General features: G+C 60.6%; 17 protein-coding genes and 4 pseudogenes. 11 read left to right on the top strand and 10 right to left on the bottom strand.

From position 1 onward, the window contains the following. Window positions 1-134: 134 nt before the first annotated feature. Window positions 135-1,490 (top strand): glutamine synthetase family protein, encoded by a 1,356-nt coding sequence (locus BFN67_RS10990; RefSeq protein ID WP_080919664.1) that lies wholly within the window; start codon window positions 135-137, stop codon window positions 1,488-1,490. A 40-nt stretch (window positions 1,491-1,530) separates the two neighbouring features. Here BFN67_RS10990 and BFN67_RS10985 read toward each other — a convergent pair. Continuing rightward, window positions 1,531-2,485 (bottom strand): annotated as a pseudogene (locus BFN67_RS10985) (DMT family transporter). 103 nt (window positions 2,486-2,588) lie between these two features. Between BFN67_RS10985 and BFN67_RS10980 the strand changes: the two are divergent. Next, complete coding sequence (locus BFN67_RS10980) at window positions 2,589-3,998, top strand: aminotransferase-like domain-containing protein (protein WP_080919663.1); 1,410 nt, start codon at window positions 2,589-2,591, stop codon at window positions 3,996-3,998. 73 nt (window positions 3,999-4,071) lie between these two features. Here BFN67_RS10980 and BFN67_RS10975 read toward each other — a convergent pair whose 3' ends face one another. Further along, the gene (locus tag BFN67_RS10975; RefSeq protein ID WP_080919662.1) at window positions 4,072-7,128 is read right to left on the bottom strand and encodes an aminotransferase class III-fold pyridoxal phosphate-dependent enzyme; all 3,057 of its coding nucleotides are present in this window, start codon (window positions 7,126-7,128) and stop codon (window positions 4,072-4,074) included. Window positions 7,129-7,255: 127 nt separating this feature from the next. Between BFN67_RS10975 and BFN67_RS10970 the strand changes: the two genes are divergently transcribed. Next, entirely contained in the window at window positions 7,256-7,693 is a 438-nt protein-coding gene (locus BFN67_RS10970) for an Lrp/AsnC family transcriptional regulator (protein ID WP_080919661.1), read from the top strand. Window positions 7,694-8,034: 341 nt separating this feature from the next. Here BFN67_RS10970 and BFN67_RS10965 read toward each other — a convergent pair whose 3' ends face one another. Both BFN67_RS10965 and bla read right to left on the bottom strand, forming a co-directional pair. Continuing rightward, window positions 8,035-8,613 carry a LysR substrate-binding domain-containing protein gene (locus BFN67_RS10965; RefSeq protein ID WP_204842159.1) on the bottom strand — a complete coding sequence of 193 codons (579 nt, stop codon included), beginning with the start codon at window positions 8,611-8,613 and terminating at the stop codon, window positions 8,035-8,037. Between the two features lie 375 nt (window positions 8,614-8,988). Next, entirely contained in the window at window positions 8,989-9,843 is an 855-nt protein-coding gene (bla, locus tag BFN67_RS10960; RefSeq protein WP_192856806.1) for a subclass B3 metallo-beta-lactamase, read from the bottom strand. 122 nt (window positions 9,844-9,965) lie between these two features. Here bla and BFN67_RS10955 point away from each other — a divergent pair, with 122 nt between their 5' ends. Continuing rightward, entirely contained in the window at window positions 9,966-10,853 is an 888-nt protein-coding gene (locus BFN67_RS10955; protein ID WP_080919660.1) for a LysR family transcriptional regulator, read from the top strand. 324 nt (window positions 10,854-11,177) lie between these two features. On the opposite strand, the pseudogene BFN67_RS10950 reads toward BFN67_RS10955, so the two are convergent. Beyond that, window positions 11,178-12,285 (bottom strand): annotated as a pseudogene (locus BFN67_RS10950) (aldo/keto reductase). Window positions 12,286-12,422: 137 nt separating this feature from the next. Between BFN67_RS10950 and BFN67_RS10945 the strand changes: the two are divergent. Then, the gene (locus tag BFN67_RS10945; protein ID WP_080919659.1) at window positions 12,423-13,334 is read left to right on the top strand and encodes a LysR family transcriptional regulator; all 912 of its coding nucleotides are present in this window, start codon (window positions 12,423-12,425) and stop codon (window positions 13,332-13,334) included. A 21-nt stretch (window positions 13,335-13,355) separates the two neighbouring features. After that, complete coding sequence (locus BFN67_RS24635; protein ID WP_204842157.1) at window positions 13,356-14,060, top strand: YdeI/OmpD-associated family protein; 705 nt, start codon at window positions 13,356-13,358, stop codon at window positions 14,058-14,060. 191 nt (window positions 14,061-14,251) lie between these two features. Here BFN67_RS24635 and BFN67_RS10935 read toward each other — a convergent pair whose 3' ends face one another. Together BFN67_RS10935 and BFN67_RS10930 are read right to left on the bottom strand one after the other, a co-directional pair. After that, window positions 14,252-14,863 carry a gamma carbonic anhydrase family protein gene (locus BFN67_RS10935; RefSeq protein WP_080919721.1) on the bottom strand — a complete coding sequence of 204 codons (612 nt, stop codon included), beginning with the start codon at window positions 14,861-14,863 and terminating at the stop codon, window positions 14,252-14,254. 10 nt (window positions 14,864-14,873) lie between these two features. Then, window positions 14,874-15,242 carry a YciI family protein gene (locus BFN67_RS10930; RefSeq protein WP_080919657.1) on the bottom strand — a complete coding sequence of 123 codons (369 nt, stop codon included), beginning with the start codon at window positions 15,240-15,242 and terminating at the stop codon, window positions 14,874-14,876. Window positions 15,243-15,289: 47 nt separating this feature from the next. On the opposite strand from BFN67_RS10930, the pseudogene BFN67_RS10925 reads away from it, so the two are divergent. Further along, a pseudogene (locus BFN67_RS10925) lies at window positions 15,290-15,397 on the top strand (integrase core domain-containing protein); the annotation flags it as partial. Between the two features lie 41 nt (window positions 15,398-15,438). Here BFN67_RS10925 and BFN67_RS10920 read toward each other — a convergent pair. Continuing rightward, window positions 15,439-16,440: a threonine ammonia-lyase gene (locus BFN67_RS10920; protein ID WP_080919656.1), complete on the bottom strand. Its 1,002-nt coding sequence runs from the start codon at window positions 16,438-16,440 to the stop codon at window positions 15,439-15,441. Between the two features lie 49 nt (window positions 16,441-16,489). Here BFN67_RS10920 and BFN67_RS10915 point away from each other — a divergent pair, with 49 nt between their 5' ends. Further along, on the top strand, window positions 16,490-16,837 hold the full coding sequence (locus BFN67_RS10915; protein WP_080919655.1) for an ArsR/SmtB family transcription factor: 348 nt from the start codon (window positions 16,490-16,492) through the stop codon (window positions 16,835-16,837). Between the two features lie 132 nt (window positions 16,838-16,969). Here the strand turns inward: BFN67_RS10915 and BFN67_RS10910 are convergent, their stop codons facing one another. Both BFN67_RS10910 and BFN67_RS24855 read right to left on the bottom strand, forming a co-directional pair. Then, window positions 16,970-17,467, bottom strand: coding sequence for a TetR family transcriptional regulator C-terminal domain-containing protein (locus tag BFN67_RS10910; RefSeq protein WP_245295236.1), 498 nt, complete (start codon window positions 17,465-17,467; stop codon window positions 16,970-16,972). 3 nt (window positions 17,468-17,470) lie between these two features. Further along, window positions 17,471-17,596 (bottom strand): annotated as a pseudogene (locus BFN67_RS24855) (TetR/AcrR family transcriptional regulator); the annotation flags it as partial. Window positions 17,597-17,701: 105 nt separating this feature from the next. Here BFN67_RS24855 and BFN67_RS10905 point away from each other — a divergent pair. From BFN67_RS10905 to BFN67_RS10895, 3 genes are all read left to right on the top strand, one after another. Further along, window positions 17,702-18,340 (top strand): glutathione S-transferase family protein, encoded by a 639-nt coding sequence (locus BFN67_RS10905; protein WP_080919653.1) that lies wholly within the window; start codon window positions 17,702-17,704, stop codon window positions 18,338-18,340. Between the two features lie 17 nt (window positions 18,341-18,357). Beyond that, window positions 18,358-18,744: a nuclear transport factor 2 family protein gene (locus tag BFN67_RS10900; RefSeq protein ID WP_204842155.1), complete on the top strand. Its 387-nt coding sequence runs from the start codon at window positions 18,358-18,360 to the stop codon at window positions 18,742-18,744. A 61-nt stretch (window positions 18,745-18,805) separates the two neighbouring features. After that, a complete protein-coding gene (locus BFN67_RS10895) occupies window positions 18,806-19,459 on the top strand; it encodes a glutathione S-transferase family protein (RefSeq protein WP_080919652.1) in 654 nt (217 codons plus the stop codon). Window positions 19,460-19,483 lie beyond the last annotated feature (24 nt).

Below are 19,483 nucleotides of genomic sequence, written 5' to 3'. Positions count from 1 at the left end.
TGTCCGGCCACAGTCGACATAGCCATCTTCGGTGCTGTGCCGATGGCAGGTGCCATGCCTAGTCCGGCACCGGCCAGTCGCGCAAGGCATGAAAGACAATTCGCAAGTATGTTCAACCAGCATAGGAGTTGCAATTGGGAGAAACAGTGGCGGAGGTTCTGGACTGGCTGACCAGCCGGCCCGACATCCAGAGCCTGAGGGCTGCGGTCTGCGACCTTAACGGCATCATGCGCGGCAAGCGTATCCCCGTGGAGCAGGCACAGAAGGCATTGGAGGGCAAGCTGCGCATGCCCTACTCGGTCGGCGGCGTGGATATCTGGGGCGAAGACATCGAAGGCAACAAACTGGTTTTTTCGACGGGCGACGCCGACGGCATCTGCCAGTGGACCGGGCGCGGCATATTGCCGATGGAATGGACGGCGCATCCGACCGCGCTCATACCGCTTTGGTTCGCCGACGAAAACGGGACGCCCTATCTCGGCGACCCGCGTCGTGCGCTGGCAGGCATCCTCGATCGCTACAGCGAGCTTGGCCTCACGCCTGTGGTAGCGACGGAACTCGAATTCTATCTCGTCGATCCGGATTCCACCCGCCCGAAAGGACCGAAATCCCCGGTGACAGGCAGGCGCCTCGATTCGGACGCGGCACTTTCGATCGACGAGATCGACGATTTCGAAGCCTTCATCCATGAAGTTTACGACGCCTGCCGCATGCAGGACATTCCCGTCGATACGGCGATTGCCGAAAACGGCGTCGGCCAGTTCGAGATCAATCTCAATCATGTCGCCGATGCATTGCGTGCCGCCGACGACGCCGTGCTGTTCAAGCGCACCGTCAAAGGCATCGCCCGCAAGCACGGCTTCATCGCCTCCTTCATGGCCAAGCCTTACGGCAAGCGGGCCGGCAACGGGCTGCATGTGCATTTCAGCCTGCTCGACGCCGAGGGCAACAATGTCTTCAACGATGGCAGCGATCAGGGTTCGGAAACCATGCTCCATGCCGTGGGCGGCCTGCTGGCGGCGATGGCGGAAAGCACCGTGGTGTTCGCGCCGCATTTCAATTCCTACCGCCGCTTGCGGCCCAATTCCTATGCGCCGACCGCCGTCGCCTGGGGCTACGAAAACCGCATGGTAGCCATCCGTATTCCCGGAGGCCCGCCGCAGGCACGGCGCATCGAGCACAGGGTCTCGGGCGCCGACGCCAATCCTTACCTCGTGCTTGCCGCCATTCTCGGCGCAGCCCTGGTCGGCATTGAGCGGCAATTGTCGCCTGGCGATCCGGCTGGAACCGATGTCTACAAACGCAAATTGCCGAAACTGCCTCCCGACTGGGCCTCGGCAATCGCCGGTTTCGAGCATGGTGAGTTGGTGGAAGAAATCTTCCACGATACTCTGCGCACCTCTCTCGTTGCGTGCAAGCGGCAGGAGTTGGAAACCTTCGCGCTCCGGGTCAACAATTTCGAGTTCGAGACCTATCTCGAAAGCGTATAGGCATTGCCACGAAGCCTGCCGGGCAGACCGCACCAAACATTCAGGCTTTGGCGGTCTGCCTGACATCGGCGCGGGCGAAACGCCTGGCGCCGGCAACACAAGCCACCACGCCCAATGTGACCACGATCATCACGGGGCTGACATGCTCGCCGAGCAGCCCCGCCGCCAGCACAAGGCCGAAGAAGGGTTGCAGCAATTGCAACTGGCCGACCGCCGCGATGCCCCCCAGCGCCAACCCGCGATACCAGAAGATGAAGCCGATCAGCCTGGCCGACCGCCGCGATGCCCCCCAGCGCCAACCCGCGATACCAGAAGATGAAGCCGATCAGCATGGAAAACAGCGCAACATAGGCAAGGCCGATCCATGCCGGCGCACCGATGCCGCTGAAGGATGATGGCCAAGTGAAGGCAAGGCAGACGGCCATGACCGGCAGCGACAGCACCAGCGCCCATGAAATGACCTGCCAGCCGCCGAGCCGGCGCGAAAGAGAGGCGCCCTCCGCATAGCCCAGCCCGCAAACGATGATGGCAGCCAGCATCAGAAGATCGCCGAACGACGATGCGCCAATGCCTTGACTGAGCGCGAAGCCGACAACGCAGGCGCTGCCCATGCAGGAGAACAGCCAGAATACAGGACGAGGCCGCTCGCCAGCGCGCATCACGCCGAATAAAGCGGTCGCCAGCGGCAGCAGCCCGACAAAGACCACCGAATGCGCGGCGGTGACATAGTTCAATGCCAGAGCGCTGAGCAGCGGGAAACCGACGACCACGCCGAGCGCGACGATAACCAGCGAGCCGAGATCGGAACGATCGGGCCGCTTCTGCCGCAAAAGGACAAGCAACGCCAGACCAAGCAGCCCGGCAATGACGGCGCGCGCCACGGTCAGGAAAACCGGGTCGAAATCCGCCACGGCCACCCGCGTCGCCGGCAGCGAGCCGGAAAAGATCAACATGCCGAGGAAACCATCCACCCAGCCGCGCGCCGCTTTGTCCATTATCGAACTCCGTTTTGAGCGGAATAGCGCCGCACGCCATGGACGTTCCAGTTACGATCCAATACAATTTCATCAAACTGTACCGGGACAAAACGCATTACACATGGCTGATTTCCTGACTTCCGGTGACGACACGACCCTTGTCGAGCGTGTCATGTCGGCCACTCGCAGCCGTATCGCGGCGCGTACATTGGCGCCAGGCGCCAAACTGCCCTCTATCCGGCAATGCGCCGAAACGATGCAAGTGTCCAAATCCACGGTGGTGGAAGCTTATGACCGTCTGGCGGCGGAAGGCATTATCCAGTCGCGGCGCGGCTCGGGCTTTTATGTCAGCGGCCATACGCAGCCGCTATCACTCGACAACATCGGCCCGCGGCTCGATCGGGCCATCGATCCGCTGTGGATATCGCGGCAATCGCTGGAGATGGGAGACGAGTTCCTCAAGCCGGGCTGCGGCTGGCTTCCGGCTTCTTGGATGCCCAATGACAGCCTACGCCGGGCGCTGCGCACGCTGGCGCGTGGCAACGACGATATCCTGACCGACTATGGAAGCCCGCTCGGCGCGATCGCGCTGCGGCGTCTGCTTGCGCGCCGCATGTGCGAACATGACGTCGAGGCGGGACCCGACCAGATCATGCTGACCGGGTCGGGTACGCAGGCGATTGATCTTCTGTGCCGCTTCCTGATCGAGCCCGGCGACACCGTTCTGGTCGATGATCCATGCTACTTCAATTTCCATGCCCTGTTGCGCGCCCACAGGGCCAAGGTCGTTTCCGTGCCTTACACGCCGACCGGACCGGACATCGATCAATTCGCGAAGGCGCTGACAGAGCATCGCCCGCGCCTCTACGTCACCAACTCGGCCATTCATAATCCGACCGGCGCATCGCTTTCGTCCGTAGTCGCGCATCGGCTGCTGAAACTGGCCGAGCAGCACGACATCATCATTATCGAGGACGATATTTTCGCCGACTTCGAGGAGGAGCCGTCACCACGACTCGCCGCCTTCGACGGGCTGGAGCGCGTCGTGCGGATCGGCAGTTTCTCCAAGACGCTCTCGGCTTCGATCCGCTGCGGTTATATCGCGGCAAGGCCGGACTGGATCGAGGGACTGACGGCGCTGAAGATAGCAACCGCCTTCGGCAGCGGCCGCCTTGCCGGCGAACTTCTGGCAAGCGTGCTGACCGATGGCACCTATCGCAAGCACGTCGCGGGTTTGCGCACCCGCCTTGCCACGGCGATGAGCCGGACGATCACGCGCCTGCGCGATACCGGCCTTACACCATGGCTGGAACCCAAGGCCGGCATGTTCGTCTGGTGCCGGCTGCCGGACGGGCTCGACGCCACCGCGCTCGCCCGCAAAGGGCTTGCCGAGAATGTCATCTTCGCTCCGGGCAACGCCTTCAGCCTGTCGCAGTCGGCCGGCGGCTATCTGCGCTTCAATGTCGCGCAGTCCGCCGATCCGCGCATCTTCCGAATCCTGGAAGATGCCATCGCCCAGACCGGGCGGTGAGTATCGTTCGAAACCTTGAGGATCGGCTGACGGCGACGCATATATCGCGCCGATTTCCACCGCCGGTGAGCCCCTATTCCCGGCCGGTGAGCACGGCCTCGAACGCATCTTCCAGAATCGCCACCAGCAGATCGGCATGCGCGCGGGTAAAGATCATCGGCGGGCGCATCTTGAGCACGTTGTCGTGCGGCCCTTCCGTGCCCATTAGCGCGCCGCGCGCCCGCACGCCGTTGTTGATCTTTCTGGCCAGCGCCGTCGCCGGAGCCTTGGTGATGCGATCCTCGACCAGTTCGATGCCGAGGAACAGGCCCATGCCGCGCACATTGCCGATCACCTCGTAGCGCGCCTGCATGGCGCGGAAACATTCGAGAAGATAATTGCCGATCTCGGCAGCGTTGCGGCGCAGATCGCCCTGCTCGATGACGTCGAGCACGGCAAGACCCGCCACGCAGGACACCGGATTACCGCCGAACGTGTTGAAATATTCCATGCCGTTGTCGAAGGAGCCTGCCACCTCATGCGTCGTCACCAATGCGGCCATCGGGTGGCCATTGCCGATCGGCTTGCCCATGGTGACGATGTCCGGCACCACGCCTTGCGTCTCGAACGCCCACCAGTGGCTGCCGATACGACCGAAGCCGACTTGAACTTCGTCAGCCACGCACAAGCCGCCCGCCGCCCGCACCATCGCATAGACTTCGCTCAGATAGCCTTGTGGCAAAAACACCTGGCCGGCAACGCTGGGGATGGATTCGGCCAGGAACAGGCCGGGCGCCCGCCCTTCCTTCGCCATGGCCGCGATCTGTTCGGCAACGCTCTCGGCAAAACGTGCGCCATGTTCGGCCACCGGCCAATCCGCCGGCGCATGGTAACTGTCCGGGATCTCCGCCTCGAACACATGAACGGGACGCCCCTCGCCGCCCTTGCGCTTGTATTTGTAGGGGCTGAGTTCGATGAGTTCCGGCGTCGTGCCATGATAGGCCCAATCGAGCACGATGGCTTCCTTGCGACCGGTGTGCGCGCGCGCCATGCGCAGCATCAGGCTGTTGGCCTCGCTGCCCGAGCAGGTGAAGGCGGCCACGCAAAGCTCCGGCGGCAGCGTTGTCGTCAGCCGCTCCGCATAGGTGACGATGGCGTCGTGCAGATAGCGCGTATTGGTGTTAAGAAGCGCCGTCTGCCGGGCAATCGCCTCGATCACATGCGGATGCGCATGGCCGACATGACAGACATTATTGAAGCAATCGAGATAGGCGCGGCCACGATCGTCGGTCAGCCACACGCCTTCGCCGCGCACGAACTTGATCGGCTCGGCATAGGAAATGGAGAGGTTCGGCAGCAGGTTGGCCTTGCGCGCCGCAACGATCTCGGTGCGGCTGCGCCCCTCTCGCGAAAACGTCTCGGGCGGCAGGCCGGCCAATGTCGCGGCGTCGGGAAACAGGCTGCGCCAGACATCAAGATAACGCGCCTCGCCGACGCCCAATATGTCGCGCGCCGCCAGGCCAGTGTCGGCCGATAGCTGCAAATGGAGATGCGGCGCCCAGCCGCCGTTTTCCGTCGGTGCGCCCATTTCACCGACCAATGCGCCGGCGTCCAGCCTCTCGCCAGGCTTCAGCCTGACGACGGCCTCATGCGCAAGGTGGCCCCAAAGCGTGACGAAGGGCGGGCAGCCTTGCGGCTCGTGCATCAGGGCGACCAGGCAGCCATAGCCGAGCGGATCCTTTTCGATTTCGACGCTTTTGACCGTCGCCGCCAGCGGCGAATAAACCTTGGTGCCGGCCGGCATGAACAAATCGAGGCCAAGGTGACGGTCGCGCCGCGCGCCTTCGACAAAGCGCGATTCGAACATTTTTCCGGAATAGACCGTGCGCGCCTCGCCCCACGGACCGATGCCAAGCGCGATCCCCTGCTCGGCTGCGTATGCGTCCCACCAGGCGGTTGCCTTGTCGGCTTCACCGGCGGCCGAAGTGACAGTCATCGGATGCGCGGGATCGCCATAGGGCACCAGCGCCTTGGTCAGCATGGCCGGATGCGGCCTGACTACAGGTGCGAAACCGTTGGCCTTGTCTCCGATCCAGCGCGCCACGGCGCCAGCGCCAAGCACGGCATCGAAGCCGCAGGCATGACGCAGAATGGCGGTGGCGAAGCGCGGCTTCATCGCATCCAGCCGGCGCAAAAGCCGCCAGGCCGGCGCTTCGCTGATCGCCAGATAGGGGTTGTCATCAGCCCTGTTCCTGCGAGCAGCCGAGAGCGTGACGGAGATGACCAGCCGCGCCATGATCAGGTCGAACAGGAGATCGATCTCCTCCTCGCGCAGCGGATATTCGGCATGAAAACCCGCTACCAGTTCAGCCGCCCCGCCGATCGGGTCTTCGATGTCGAGAATGGAATAAGCGCAGGCCACAGCAATTTCAGCGATCAGGACCGTGTGCAGCGCGTCGCCGAAGTCGATCAGGCCGGCCACGCTGTCGGGTTCAAGGGGATCAACCAGCACGTTCCAGTCGTTCGCGTCGTTATGGATCACCTGCGTCCGCAAGGCAGATAGGCGCGGCGCCACGTCAGTTTCAAAGCGGCCGAGAAAACGCTCCAGCATCATGCGATCCGCGACATCGGATATATGCTGGAGGCGGCCGTGCGCCTCGCCGGTGCGCCGGACATCCCAATCCAGCAGTCTAAGCGCACCGGGATGGATAAAGCCTTGCAGTGCGCGGTCCGTGCGGCCAAGCAAGGCGCCCAGCGAGCGGAAAAGCGCTGGCGTGCGAGCGCATTCGGCCAGCGGGCGGCCGGGAAGCCATGACACCAGGCGCATGGCGTGAGGCTCGCCGGCGGCATCTTCGACGCAAGCGAGTGCCGCGCCCGAACTCGTCCTGTGCAGGCGCGGCACGGCAAGTTCAGGCGCGATGGCGGCAAGATGATCGAGCAACGCGGTCTGGAATGCGCTTTCGCTTCCCGGTTCACTGGCATTGACGATCTTGAGCGTCCAATCGCCATTTGCGGCGGACGCCAACCGGAAATTCTGGTCGCGCTCGCTGTCGAGATGGCTGAATTCACCCTCAATGCCGAAATGGTCCCTGGCAAGCTGTGCGACCTGATCCACAGAGAAATCAGGAGGCGGATGATTGAGGTCTGTCATTGGAGCCTGCGGCCGGTTGGGAATTAGATGGAAAGTTTTGCACGACCATGCAAATCAGACATCCGGTAAAGTGCCGGTTGAGCCGCCAAGTTGACCGCATGGACCGGCACATGTTCGGAGACACGAAATGAAGGAACTGGACGCCAAGGACAGAGCCATCCTCGCCATCCTTTCACGCGAGGCACGCATTCCGATGAAGGCGCTTGCCGCAAGGGTCGGTCTGTCGCGTAGTGCTGCCAGCGAACGCGTTACCCAACTGGAGCGCACTGGAGTCATCCGGGGCTACAGGGCCGACATCGGGCAAATGGAGCCTAATGCCATCCGCGCTTTCCTGTTGATCACCCTGTCTCACACGCCGGCCATCGACATGCTGGACACGCTGGCGAGCTATTCGGAGGTGCGGCGGGTGTCGTCGATCAGCGGCCATCTCGATCTAGTTATCGAGGTGGAAGTGCCGTCTATCGATCGGCTAAATACCATGCGCGACATCATGGCCAGCGCCGAAGCGGTGCATGATCTCACTACGCTGATCGTTCTGCGCCGGGACATAGATCGCGCACCATGAGCGCGAAATCATTCCCACTCAATTATCGACCAGACGATCCATCTCATTGAAAAATAAAGCGAAAAAATTTTTCTGAGAACCAATATGCCGTCGCGTCTACCGTAAAAAAACTACCACTTATGAAAACATTGGGTTTTTTCGGCTGATGAGCCCAAAGAAAACTTCGCCATCTATCGCAGATGACGGCCGCCGCGTCATGTGCGGGCCTCGAACGGCGAAAGTGTTCGCAACGAATGCATTGTACGTATTCGTCGCCTCATTTGCTATCCTATTCGGAACATTTCGATCGTGGTCACACTATTCCGGCGCACAGCGATACGAATGCGGAAAGCCGCTACCGCTTATGGCTCCGCCAAAGCTCGGCGCTGGCGGATGATTTCCTCGCTCACCGCTTCGGCCACGCTTCCCACCCGGCGCGAGGCGGCAAGGTCGGCATGGGTGACGAGAAGGATCGGCCGTTGCATCATCTCGCCGCCAGGCAGGCGGTCGGCGAGAAGGCGCAGCCGTGCATCCCGCGCCACGAAATGCGGCAGCACCGAGACACCGATGCCATGCCGGACCGCTTCGACCTGCCCCGGCAGGGTGTTCACCGTCAGCCTTGGGGCTTTCGCCTCGGCGAAAGCCTGCGTCCATTTCAGCAGCGTGCCGAGACTGGCGGCCTCTGGCCAGGCAACGACGCGGCCCGGTCGGGTCCCATCAGGCGGACCGTAGAGGCCGAAGCCCATGGTCGCCAATTGGCGCATGCGCAGATGGCCGCGTTCGGGCCGCACCATGCGCAGCGCCAGATCGGCGTCGTGACGGTGCATGTTGATCGTCGCGGTGGAGAACAGGATTTCCACATCCAGCCCCGGATTGGCGTCGAGCAGCAGCGCAAGCGCCGGGACGATGAACGGCACGACGAGGCTTTCGATGCTGGTCATCGGCAGCGCCGGAGCGGGCATTGTATGGGCCTCGCACGGCTGGACCGGCGTTTCCGGCTTCGCTCTTATCTGCGTGGCGGTGGGCGCCGCCTTCCTCGCGCTAACGTGGATCGCCACTCTTCGAACACATAGCGCCAACAGCCAAGCGTGAACCGCCATGACCATGGTGATACGGCCACGGCAATCCGGCAGCCGATCGATCCAGTCACCGATCGACTCGCAGGTTGCCGGCGTGCCGAAATCCTCTCCGTTCCGAAATGGGCCGTCTCCATCGAACACCGGATGAGCGACCGCAAAAGCGCAGGCTACGCTCAGAGATGATGCGCCGACGGCAAGCATGTGTCTGATTGGCCAGTAATTCTAGGTCCGCCCGGCCTATTTTTGCTCCGCCTTGAGTTCCTTCTCGAACGCGGCTTGCGATCGTTCCACGATCTTGTGCAGCAGACCGGGCTGGACGAAGGCGGCCTTGTCGCCGGCGTCCCGTCTGGCCTTTTGTTCCCACAGGCCGGTCACCTGCGGGTGCGATGGCAGAACGATGTCGGCTTTCATGGTGCCAAGCCGCTCGAAACTTGTGCGAAAATCCGCGACAATACCCGGATAGCCCTTGTTGCCCACCAGGGCATTACCCGCGATGCTGACGCTGCACGGAAAGATGACCTGCCGTTCCGTCCCCTCGTCGGTGTCTTTCAGCGACCATGTCGTGCAGCCCTTCGTATGGCCGGGCGTGAGCGTGGCCGTCATGCGAAGCTGGCCGAGCGCAACGACGTCGCCGTCATGCAGCGCCTTGTCCACCTTGACCGCCGGGAAACGGATGATGCCATAATTGGTGTCGCCTTCCGGCGTGCCGCTCTCAAGCGCGCGCTTGTCCTGTTCCATGGCCATGAACGTTGCGCCCGTGTCGCGCTTCAATTGCGCGATTCCGGCCGCATGGTCGTAATGGGCATGGCTGTTGAGGATGATTTTCACGTCCTCGAGCTTGAACCCCAAGGCCCTGATATTGTCTTCGATCGGCCCGGCGTTTTTCGCCAGCGTTCCATCGAGCAGGATCGCCTTTCCGTCCGACACCAGCAGATAGGAGGCCAGCCCCTTTGTGCCGACATAATAGATGTTGTCGGTAATCTTGAACGGCTTTGTCGGCTGGCTCCAGATGGCCGGTGGGGCGGCAATGGCGCATGCGCCGCCGCTTATGCTGAAAGCCAATGCCAGCGCGAATGCCGATATTTTTCTCATGCCGAAAGATGTCCTTGTGAGTGATGATGCCGTTTAATACCCGGTGGCGAGGCGTATTCGCTATGTCCGCACCCGGCAAACGATGATATTTCGACAGAGACATTAGAATTATTTGGGTATCGATGGATCGGCCACATCTTCCGCTTAACGCCTTGCGGGCCTTCGAGGCGTCCGCCCGGCATCACAGTTTTACCCGCGCCGCGATCGAGCTTTGCGTCACGCAGGCGGCCGTCAGCCATCAAGTCAAGAATCTGGAGGCGCAGCTGGGCGTGTCGCTCTTCCGGCGATTGCCGCGCGGCCTGATGGTCACGGAAGAGGGCGAGGCCCTACTGCCGGTGGTGCGGGATTCCTTCGACCGCATCGGCGAGACCCTCGACCGGTTTGAGGAGGGGCATCTGCGCGAGGTGCTGGCCGTCGGGGCCGTCGGGACCTTCGCCGTGGGCTGGCTGCTGCCCCGGCTGCAAACATTCCGCGAGCAGGCGCCGTTTGTCGATCTGAGGCTCTCCACCAACAACAACCGCGTCGATATCGCCGCCGAAGGGCTGGATTATACCATACGGTTCGGCACCGGCGCATGGCATGGTCTGGATGCAGTCGAACTGTTCGAGGCCCCGCTATCGGTGCTATGTAGCCCGGAGGTGGCCGCCCGGCTGCCGTCACCCGAAGAGGTCAACCAGCAGACCTTGCTACGCTCCTACCGCAATGATGAATGGCCGAAATGGTTTGCCGCAGCCGGGCTGAAGAAGCCTGCCACTGTGCGCGGTATGACGTTCGATTCCTCGCTTGCGATGATGGAGGCCGCCATTCAGGGTGCGGGCGTCGCCCTTGCCCCGCCATTGATGTTCGCCAGACTGCTGGCCACCGGCGAGATTGTCCAGCCGTTCGATATTTCGATTGGCCTGGGCAGTTACTGGCTGACCAGGCTACAAAGCAAGCACCCCTCAGGCGCAATGCAGGTTTTTGCAAACTGGCTACTGAGTCAGGCCAAGCCGGTGTGCGCTGCTGCTTGAATCTCCTGGACAATTCGCGCGTTCGGAAACGTGTTCGTCCGCCGCGATTTGCATGCGCTTGGTCGGTCGTGTGTCAGTTCTAACGAGATAGATGTCTATGTTCAGTACGGGCTGGTCGGCCATGACCGGCAACAGCGAGCCATCTTCGAGCTGCAGGTGCGTAGGATTCACCACGCTTTTCAAGGGAGCGAAAGACTCGCATTGCCATGATGGCGCATCGTTGCCGTCATGGCGAAGGCGAGATGACCAGCGAGGCATGACCATGCCTGCCGAACAGCTACTCGCCTCAATGAAGAGTGGATGATGCGTTTGTTGACTATCACTTCAACTCACACCCGCGAAGCTGCCTGACATTTCCAGGTTCGGAAAATACCCTGCCGGCTTGTCCGCCACGGTTCTCCCGCCGGTCAGGCTGCCTTGGATTTCGGGACCGAAAAAGGAATAGGGAAATGTCGATGGCAGAGCACTTGCCCTATCCAGCCGATCACGCAGCTCAGGCGGGATCTCGAAGTGCAGCGCCCCGAGATTATCCTCAAGTTGTTCGGGCTTCGTCGCGCCAAGGAATGACAGATGCCACACCTGGCCGGGTCATGACCCAGTTCACTGCCACCTGCGCCATGCTGCGGCCGAGTTCGGTCGAAACCTTTTCCAGTTCCGCGACAATCTCCCGGTTGCGCTCGGTGAACTTCTGGAAGCCGGGATTGCGTGTTCCGCGCACCGTTTCAAGCCGACCTTCAATAGTCTTGTTCGCACTGGCGTGATACTTTCCGCTCAGCAAGCCACTGGCCAAGGGACTCCACACCATGATGCCGGCGCCGTAGCGGGTTCCAAAGGGAACGAACTCATCCTCTATGTGGCGTTCAGCAAGAGAATATTCGAGTTGAAGGGCGGAGATGGGCTCGTAGCCGCGATGCTCGGCCACGGCCTGCGCCCGGCTTGCATACCATGCCGGCACGTCGGACAGACCGACATGACGCACTTTTCCTGAACGGACGAGATCATCGAAGGTGCGCATGACCTCCTCGGGAGGGGTAAGGCGGTCCCAGCAGTGCAACAGGAAGAGATCGATATAATCCGTGTTCAACCGTTTCAACGAACCTTCGACCGCTCGCAGAATGTTCTTGCGTCCGTTCCCGGCTGCGTTCGGATTGCCGGCTTCGAGATTCATGCTGAACTTGGTCGCGATCACTGCCTCGTCACGCAGCCCGCGCTCCATGATGAACTCTCCGAGCCAGGCTTCCGCCGTGCCGCCTGTATACGCATCCGCCGTGTCGAAAAAATTGCCGCCCGCTTCGACGTAAATATCGAACATGGCGCGAGCGGTTTCCCTGTCCGCCCCCCAACCCCAATTCGTGCCGAAAGTCATTGTCCCGAGCGCAAGCCGCGGCACTTTGAGGCCGCTCTTGCCGAGTGTGTAGTAGGTCATACCCATGATGTTCTCCACGTCGCGTTGACGGCCCGGCAGGCGACCAGCCGCAGTTGCTCAATGTTGGTGCGCATAAGCTGGCGGATAGAACACCTTCCGATAAGGAGGTTTAATCTGCATGCACTGTGCGATATGGTTTAATAATGAATCGCGATCTGCTTGTTCATCTGCCCGTGGTTGTCGCCGTAGCAAGGCGCAGCGGGTTCGCTGCCGCCGCGCGCGAGCTCGGCATGAGTACATCTGCCGTGAGCCATGCAGTGCGGCTTGTGGAGGAGCGCCTGGGCCAGCCATTGTTCGCACGCACGACACGCAGTGTTGCACTTACACAGGCCGGAAGAAGCCTTGTCAGCACATTGACGCCGGCCTTGCAGGACATCCATGAACGGATCGAATTCATTCGCGCGGTCAAGGGGCAGGCCAGCGGGCTTTTGAGACTCAACGCCGCCCGCATCTGCCTGCCGCTTGCCGTAACGCGAATTGTCTCAGCTATGGCGGAACGTTATCCCGAGGTCGAGATCGAGATATTCTCCGATGAACGGCTGACAGATATTGTCTCGGAAGGCTTCGATGCGGGAATACGCGTTGGAGAGATGATCGCACAGGACATGGTGGCGGTGCGGCTGACACCACCCTTTCAGTCAATCGTGGTGGGCGCGCCCGACTATATCAGTCGCAACGGACGCCCAATGAAGCTGGCGCAGCTTTCAGACCACAATTGCATTGGTTACCGCCTCATTCGTTCAGGCGGGCTTTATCAATGGGAATTTGTGGAAGAGGGCCGCGAGATTGCGGTGGCCGTGCGTGGTTCGGCCATTGTGACTGAATCCCACTCCGCGGTCGAACTGGCACTGGCCGGGGTCGGCCTGACCTATGTGTTCGAGCCGCTGGTCCGGGCGGACATTGCAGCCGGCAGGTTGGTTCAGGTATTGGCCAGCCATGCTATCGACGAGGCAGGGCTCTTCCTCTATTTCCCGCGCCGCGCCGAATTGGCGCCCAAGCTCCGGGCTTTCATCGATACGGCCAAAGAGGCTCTACGCGGACATATTGGACCTTGAGCGGCAACTCCCCAAGGCGCAATGGAGGCCAAGATTCTGGAAATCGAGCCGAGCCGAACCTTGGCCCATAGCTGGACCACCAACGGCCTTGAAAGCGTAGTGGCCCGGACATTCGCTCCATCGGCCGCATGCGCAAGCTTGCGCGTGGTACAGTCTTGTTTTTGGGCCGGTCAGGAGCAGTTCTATCAGGGTCAAAGGCTGGCTGGCCGCATTTCCTTGCCTTGCTCGACGGAGTACTGTCACGATTGGATTAACGTTGCAGGTGATCGTCAGATGAAATTCCGGGCACAAGTCATTCCTTCCGGCAATGCGACAGGCGTCGAGGTGCCTGACGACGTTATGCAGGCGCTCGGGCCTGCGGGCCGCCCTCCGGTGACGATCACGATCAACGGCCACACCTGGCGCAGCAGGGTGGCGGCAATGCGTGGGCAGCGGCTTATAGGGATCAGTGCTGCCAACCGCGCCGCCGCGAGGATCAGCGAAGGCGATGTCATCGAAATAGATGTCGAACTGGACGAGGCGCCGCGGGAAGTTGCCGAGCCCGCCGACCTCGCGGACGCGCTCAATGATTGTCCGCAAGCCAGAGCGTCTTTCAACCGTCTGCCGTTCGGGCTTCAGCAAAAGCACGTCAGAACGATTGAGGAAGCCAGGAGCGCGGAAATTCGGGAACGGCGCATCGGCAAACTGATTGCCGCTCTCAAAGCTCCGCCTTCGGGAACGACCTGAGGTCAGATAGGCCAATCGAACAGGCACCTGCGTAGTGAGGCGAAGGCGTTTACCCGCTTGGGAAGCCAGGATGAAGAAAGATAAGAAATGCACGATTACCGTGGCGGTGCCGCAATAGCAGCAGAAGGGGGGAGATGTGGCGCGGTTCAAGTATTCCCCGCCGACGATTGTTTCTTTAGGACCACGGAAACTCAAATGCCGGCGTCTGCATCCCCGGCGTGTCGTCTCGCCAGCATCGCTGCATACCGGGGGATGACATCGCGCATGATGGTCTCGCCCTCGGGAGGACGCGCGACACCAAATACGAAGGACGGAAAATCCAGTTCCTTCTGAATCGTCCAGATTTCCTCATGCCGATCCGGAGGAAGGATATGGGCAGGGTCGCCGACGGCAATCCAGCCAAGCGGCACCATGGCGCCCGCAGCCAGACGCGTCCTGAGGTGTACAATTGCATTGATCCTGACCTCGGCACGAGCCCCGATAATCGCCCCGTTGAAGATCGTGGCTCCGGTCGCGATGAATGCCTCTTCCCCGATTACGCAACCGTTGAGAACGGCGCGCGGGCCGATCAGCACATTTCTGCCGACATGCAGCGGGCAACCGCGTATACCGCGCAGCACGGCATTCTCCATGATCACCGTCTTACCTGCGATCCTTACAGGACCCGACTCGGCGACGATCACGGTGCCGAAGCCAACCGAGGTATCCGGCCCGATCTCGACATCGCCGCTGATAACGGCGTTGGGGGCAATCCGGGCAGTTGGATGGATTTTCGGATAGAGGGAACCATCAGGCAGTATCATGGCATTTTCCTTATAAAGCACGCGTGTTGATGATGCTCACCGGCCGGATCTCGTAGGAGCCGCCGCTCGGGTTGACCTCGGAAAGTTCCCTGGCGAAGGCGACCGCCTCGTCCAGGTCGGAGCAATCGACAGTGTAGTAGTTGAGGAACTGCTCCTTCGTCTCCGCGAAAGGTCCGTCGGTGACCACCGCTTCGCCACGCACCTTGCGCAGCGTCGTGGCCGTGGTCGTCGGCAGCAGCCGTGCCACCGGCCCGAGCTTGCCGGCGCGGGCGTATTTTTCCTGAACCGCGGCGATATCGGCTCTCACGGCGTCGTCCTGCTCCTTGCTCCAGGCGCAAACGACGTCTTCGGAAGCATAGCAGAGGATGGCGTAAAGCATTGCTGACCTTTCATAACTGGAAGACGCTAGAGGTAGGACGGATGGGGATCGACTGGCACTACATTGCCCCTGGCAAGCCAATCCGGAATGCGTTCATCGAGAGCTTCAACGGCCGATTGCGGGACGAACCGCTCAACGAGACCCTGTTCCCATCAACCCGCGACGGGATCGGCCAAACCAACCGCCCGAGCCTACATCACGTTGGATAAAGGTTGGGGGGCAACGTCAGTGAGCGGTATCGGTCGCCTGAGATATTCCCGCCAGTTACGACCACGGCAGTTCTACGTCCTGCGAGTTCGCCGGCATATCGGATGCCCCCGGCAACTGCGGCAACCCCGGAAGGTTCAACCACCTGCTGATGATGGTCGAGCATCCAGAATATGGCTTTTCTGATCTCGGACTCCGATACCGGCAGTATGCGGTCTATATGATCACGCACAATTGGCCACGTTTCCGTGCTCGGCTCGATGAAGCCACTTATACCTTCCGCGATAGATTCCGCGAGATGAACATTCACAGGCTCGCCGGCTTCTTTCCAGCGGATGAAAGTTGGGCTGGCTTCACTTTGGACAGCCCAGATTTCAATGGCAGGATTAATGGCCTTGGCCACTGTGGCGATACCTGAGGCGAGACCTCCGCCTCCGATGCCGACAAGGATAACCTCCGTATCGATCCACTCGTTTAAGACTTCCAGTCCGACGGTTCCGCCCCCGGCGATCATTTGCAGGTTGGCATAGGCCGACACGAAAGTGGCACCGGCTTGTTCAGCATTCGCAAGCGCAGCCTGCCTTGCCGCTTCGATCTCGTCGTAGAATTCGATCCGGGCGCCGCATCTCTTCATGGCGGAGATTTTTGCCGGGTCGGCGGTATGTGGCAGGCAGATTGTCACAGGCACTCCGGCAGCCTGGCCCGCGTAAGCCAGGGCCAGTCCATGATTACCGGCTGTCGGTGCGATAACACCGACACTGCGCTCATTCTGATTCAGGTGCGCAACCACATTTCCTGCACCGCGCAGCTTGAAGCTTCCGGTCAGTTGCTGATTTTCGAGTTTGAGCCGAACGTCTGCACCAACCAATGCCGCCAATTCTGCCGAGCGAGCCAACGGTGTATGCCGTATCATCCCTCTGATATTTTCCGCGGCTTTGAAAACGTCGGCTATCGAGACCAAGCGGTCCGAGCTTTTGTTTTTTTCCGCCATGTCCTATACCTACCTAAATAGCAAAATAACTATATAGAAGAATGGCTATATGGATGATGACGCTTTGTCAACGGCTGACTTGTTGCGAGCCTTGGGCAATGAACACCGACTGACTATCCTCGAATGGCTCGCAGACCCTCGGTCGCATTTCCCCGAACAGAGGGATGGCGATCTCGTGGATGACGGTGTGTGTGTTGGGTTTATCACCGACAAGATCGGGTTGAGCCAGCCGACAGTCACCAATCATCTGCAATGCCTAGCGAAAGTCGGAATCGTAAACTCAAAGCGGATCAAGAACTGGGCGTTCTACAAACTTGCTCCAGAGCGTTTACAACAACTGGAAGCAGCCTTGTCTAAGGTTGCAGCGACCGCCTCGCGTATTCAGAAAAGCCCTTAGAGTCTCCTGTGGTTGCCGCCCGTGATGCAAGAGGGTTTTGCTCCGGTAAGGGGACCGGCATCCGGGCGAGCAACAAGGAGCAGCTATGTCGAGCGGCCTTTGATGGAGATCTCTCCGCGAACCGGGGTGAATCTATTCTTGATGTTCGGGAGGCCTCTTCCTGCAGATCAGATCGATCGCCGCGCCGCTGAGCTCGTCGAGCGCATGTCGCGTTTCGCCGGCTCGAGCCCGAACAGCAAGCGAGTGCATGATGGCCGAGGTCACTGCTGCAAGCCCGGCGGCGTCGGCGTCCGGGTCGAGTTCAGCATCGGCAATTGCTTGGCGAATGCGCTCCTCCAAGACAGCGTTGAACGCGCCGAGGCTTTCCTTCAGCATGTTGCGAACGGACGGCCGATGCACGGCCTCGACTGAGGCGGTGCCGATGAGCAGGCACCCACGTGCAGCATCAGCCGAAGCCATGTAAACATCTGTCGCATTACAAAGGACGTCCGCGAGTTCCTTCCTGAACGATCGTTGGCCACTCAGGGTCGATTTCATCGCGTCAACTCCGGCGTCGCGGTAGCGCTTGAGCGCCTCGATATATAGCGCCTCCTTGTCGCCGAAGGCTCCTGCGAGACTCGGCCGCGTCATCTGCGTCGCCTCGCTGAGAGCATCGAGCGAAGTGGCAGCGAAACCGACCGACCAGAAGACATCGCTCGCCCGTTGAAGCGCCTGTTCCCGGTCATATTGGACCGGTCGTCCGCGTTTTGGATTCTCCATTTTATTCGCTCCCGCATAAAATTGTTGTCACCGCTTTTGTTATATGCGACATCGCATAAAAGTCGAGCTGCATCGGTTCGGCGACCAAGGATCGAAGGAATTATCATGAAACTCTATGTCCATCAGGCGGCTTGCTCTCTGTCGCCTCATATCGTCGCTCTGGAGCTTGATCTTGATGTCCGCATCATCGAGGTTGATCGCGCAACGCACAGGACCAGCGACGGGCAGGATTTTCTTGCCATCAATCCAAACGGCTATGTGCCGGTACTCGTGTTGGATGACGGCGAAACGCTTTTGGAAGGGCCGGCGATCGTTCAACACCTGGCCGAGATGAAGCCGGCAGGCGGCCTGGCCCCCAGAGATGCTCAGGAGCGCCGGCGCATCCAGTCATTGCTGAATTTCGTGGCCACGGAACTCCACAAGCCGATGGCCCAGATGTTCTACCCCGATTACGCTGCGGTGAAGGATGTGCTCCGCGAGCACGTCACAAGGCGACTCGAATGGATATCGACCCAGTTTGCGGGAGACTTTCTGATTGGGGACAGACTGAGCGTTGCGGATATCTATCTCTTCGTCTGCCTCAACTGGTCGCCCTGGCTGAGCATCGATCTGTCGCGTTGGCCACGGCTCGAAGCATTCATGCGTCAGGTCGGCGCTCGTCCTGCAGTGCGCGAAGCGGTCAAGGCCGAAGGGCTCGCTCCCCGCGCCGATGGGATATTCTTCGCGCCTCGCGTCGCGGCGTGACGCGGACGATGGAGGAAATGATGAAAAACGACAGCTTCAACGATCCGGAGAGCGTCAAGACTGCGGAGATCCTGGCGCGCTTCAATCAAGCGTTCCTGAGCCATGATCCCTCGCCTTTGCAGGATCTGGTTGCCGATGATTGCGTCATCGAGAACACCCAACCCGCGCCAGACGGCTCGCGCCATGAAGGCAAGGCCGCCTGCATCCAGTTGTGGACGGGTATCGCGACCAATTCGGATATCTGGTTTGAGGCGGAACGCATTATCGCGCGCGGTGATCGCGGCGAAATCCGGTGGCGGCTCAGATGGGGTTCGGAGCATGGCAGTTCGGTGCGCGGGGTGAATCTCATGCGGGTGCGCGACGGGCAGATCATTGAAGCCGCCGGCTATGTAAAGGGGATCTGACGTTCCGGTTGTGAACCGGCGATCCTTGCAGCGCGCTCCAGGCCACCAAGAGAGGAATGCAATGACAATCACCATCACAGCATTTGAACGATCACCCGATGGCGGCAAGGGACTGGCGCGCGACATGCGCGTTCGCTGGGCACTCGAAGAAGTGGGGCAGCCTTATGAGGTTCGTCTTATTTCCTTCGCAAACATGAAGGGGCCTGACCATTTGGCCATCCATCCCTTCGGCCAGATACCCACCTATGAGGAAGGCTCTCTCGTGCTATTCGAGACCGGCTCAATCGTCCTCTATCTGGCCGAGCAGCATGCGGGCCTGCTGCCGAGGGATAGCAACGCCCGCATGCGCGCGATCACGTGGATGTTTGCTGCACTCAACACCATCGAACCGACTATCCTCGAATTAACGACGGCGAAAATACTCGAAGGTGACAAGCCTTGGACCGAGGAGCGCTTGCCATTGGTGAAGGACCGTATTCGCGCTCGACTGGACAAGCTCTCGGCTCACTTAGGCGTTTCCGACTGGCTCGACGGTGCGTTCAGCGTGGGCGATTTGTTGATGGTGTCAGTGCTGCTGCGACTAAGAATGTCAGGCATTTTGGACGAATATCAAAACTTGGCTGCCTATGTAGCTCGTGGAGAAGCTCGACCCGCCTATATCCGGGCTTTCGCGGCGCAATTTGCAATCAACGCTCAAGATCGCACGCAAGTTTAGAACACCCCACCCATTGACACACGG

The sequence above is a fragment of the Manganibacter manganicus genome (genome assembly GCF_002075885.1).
In the GTDB taxonomy this organism is placed as follows: Bacteria; Pseudomonadota; Alphaproteobacteria; order Rhizobiales; family Rhizobiaceae; genus Mesorhizobium; species Mesorhizobium manganicum.
This window is presented reverse-complemented; position numbering and strand designations above follow the sequence as displayed.

Coding starts and splice junctions, on each gene's coding strand:
- BFN67_RS10935 (WP_080919721.1), bottom strand. CDS start 14,863: ATGATACTGCCTGATGGTTCCCTCTATCCGAAAATCCATCCAACTGCC.
- BFN67_RS10970 (WP_080919661.1), top strand. CDS start 7,256: ATGAAGGAACTGGACGCCAAGGACAGAGCCATCCTCGCCATCCTTTCA.
- BFN67_RS10930 (WP_080919657.1), bottom strand. CDS start 15,242: ATGCTTTACGCCATCCTCTGCTATGCTTCCGAAGACGTCGTTTGCGCC.
- BFN67_RS10915 (WP_080919655.1), top strand. CDS start 16,490: ATGGATGATGACGCTTTGTCAACGGCTGACTTGTTGCGAGCCTTGGGC.
- BFN67_RS10965 (WP_204842159.1), bottom strand. CDS start 8,613: ATGACCAGCATCGAAAGCCTCGTCGTGCCGTTCATCGTCCCGGCGCTT.
- BFN67_RS10975 (WP_080919662.1), bottom strand. CDS start 7,128: ATGACAGACCTCAATCATCCGCCTCCTGATTTCTCTGTGGATCAGGTC.
- BFN67_RS24635 (WP_204842157.1), top strand. CDS start 13,356: ATGGAGGCCAAGATTCTGGAAATCGAGCCGAGCCGAACCTTGGCCCAT.
- BFN67_RS10980 (WP_080919663.1), top strand. CDS start 2,589: ATGGCTGATTTCCTGACTTCCGGTGACGACACGACCCTTGTCGAGCGT.
- BFN67_RS10895 (WP_080919652.1), top strand. CDS start 18,806: ATGACAATCACCATCACAGCATTTGAACGATCACCCGATGGCGGCAAG.
- BFN67_RS10905 (WP_080919653.1), top strand. CDS start 17,702: ATGAAACTCTATGTCCATCAGGCGGCTTGCTCTCTGTCGCCTCATATC.
- BFN67_RS10920 (WP_080919656.1), bottom strand. CDS start 16,440: ATGGCGGAAAAAAACAAAAGCTCGGACCGCTTGGTCTCGATAGCCGAC.
- BFN67_RS10955 (WP_080919660.1), top strand. CDS start 9,966: ATGGATCGGCCACATCTTCCGCTTAACGCCTTGCGGGCCTTCGAGGCG.
- BFN67_RS10945 (WP_080919659.1), top strand. CDS start 12,423: ATGAATCGCGATCTGCTTGTTCATCTGCCCGTGGTTGTCGCCGTAGCA.
- BFN67_RS10910 (WP_245295236.1), bottom strand. CDS start 17,467: ATGACGCGGCCGAGTCTCGCAGGAGCCTTCGGCGACAAGGAGGCGCTA.
- BFN67_RS10900 (WP_204842155.1), top strand. CDS start 18,358: ATGATGAAAAACGACAGCTTCAACGATCCGGAGAGCGTCAAGACTGCG.
- bla (WP_192856806.1), bottom strand. CDS start 9,843: ATGAGAAAAATATCGGCATTCGCGCTGGCATTGGCTTTCAGCATAAGC.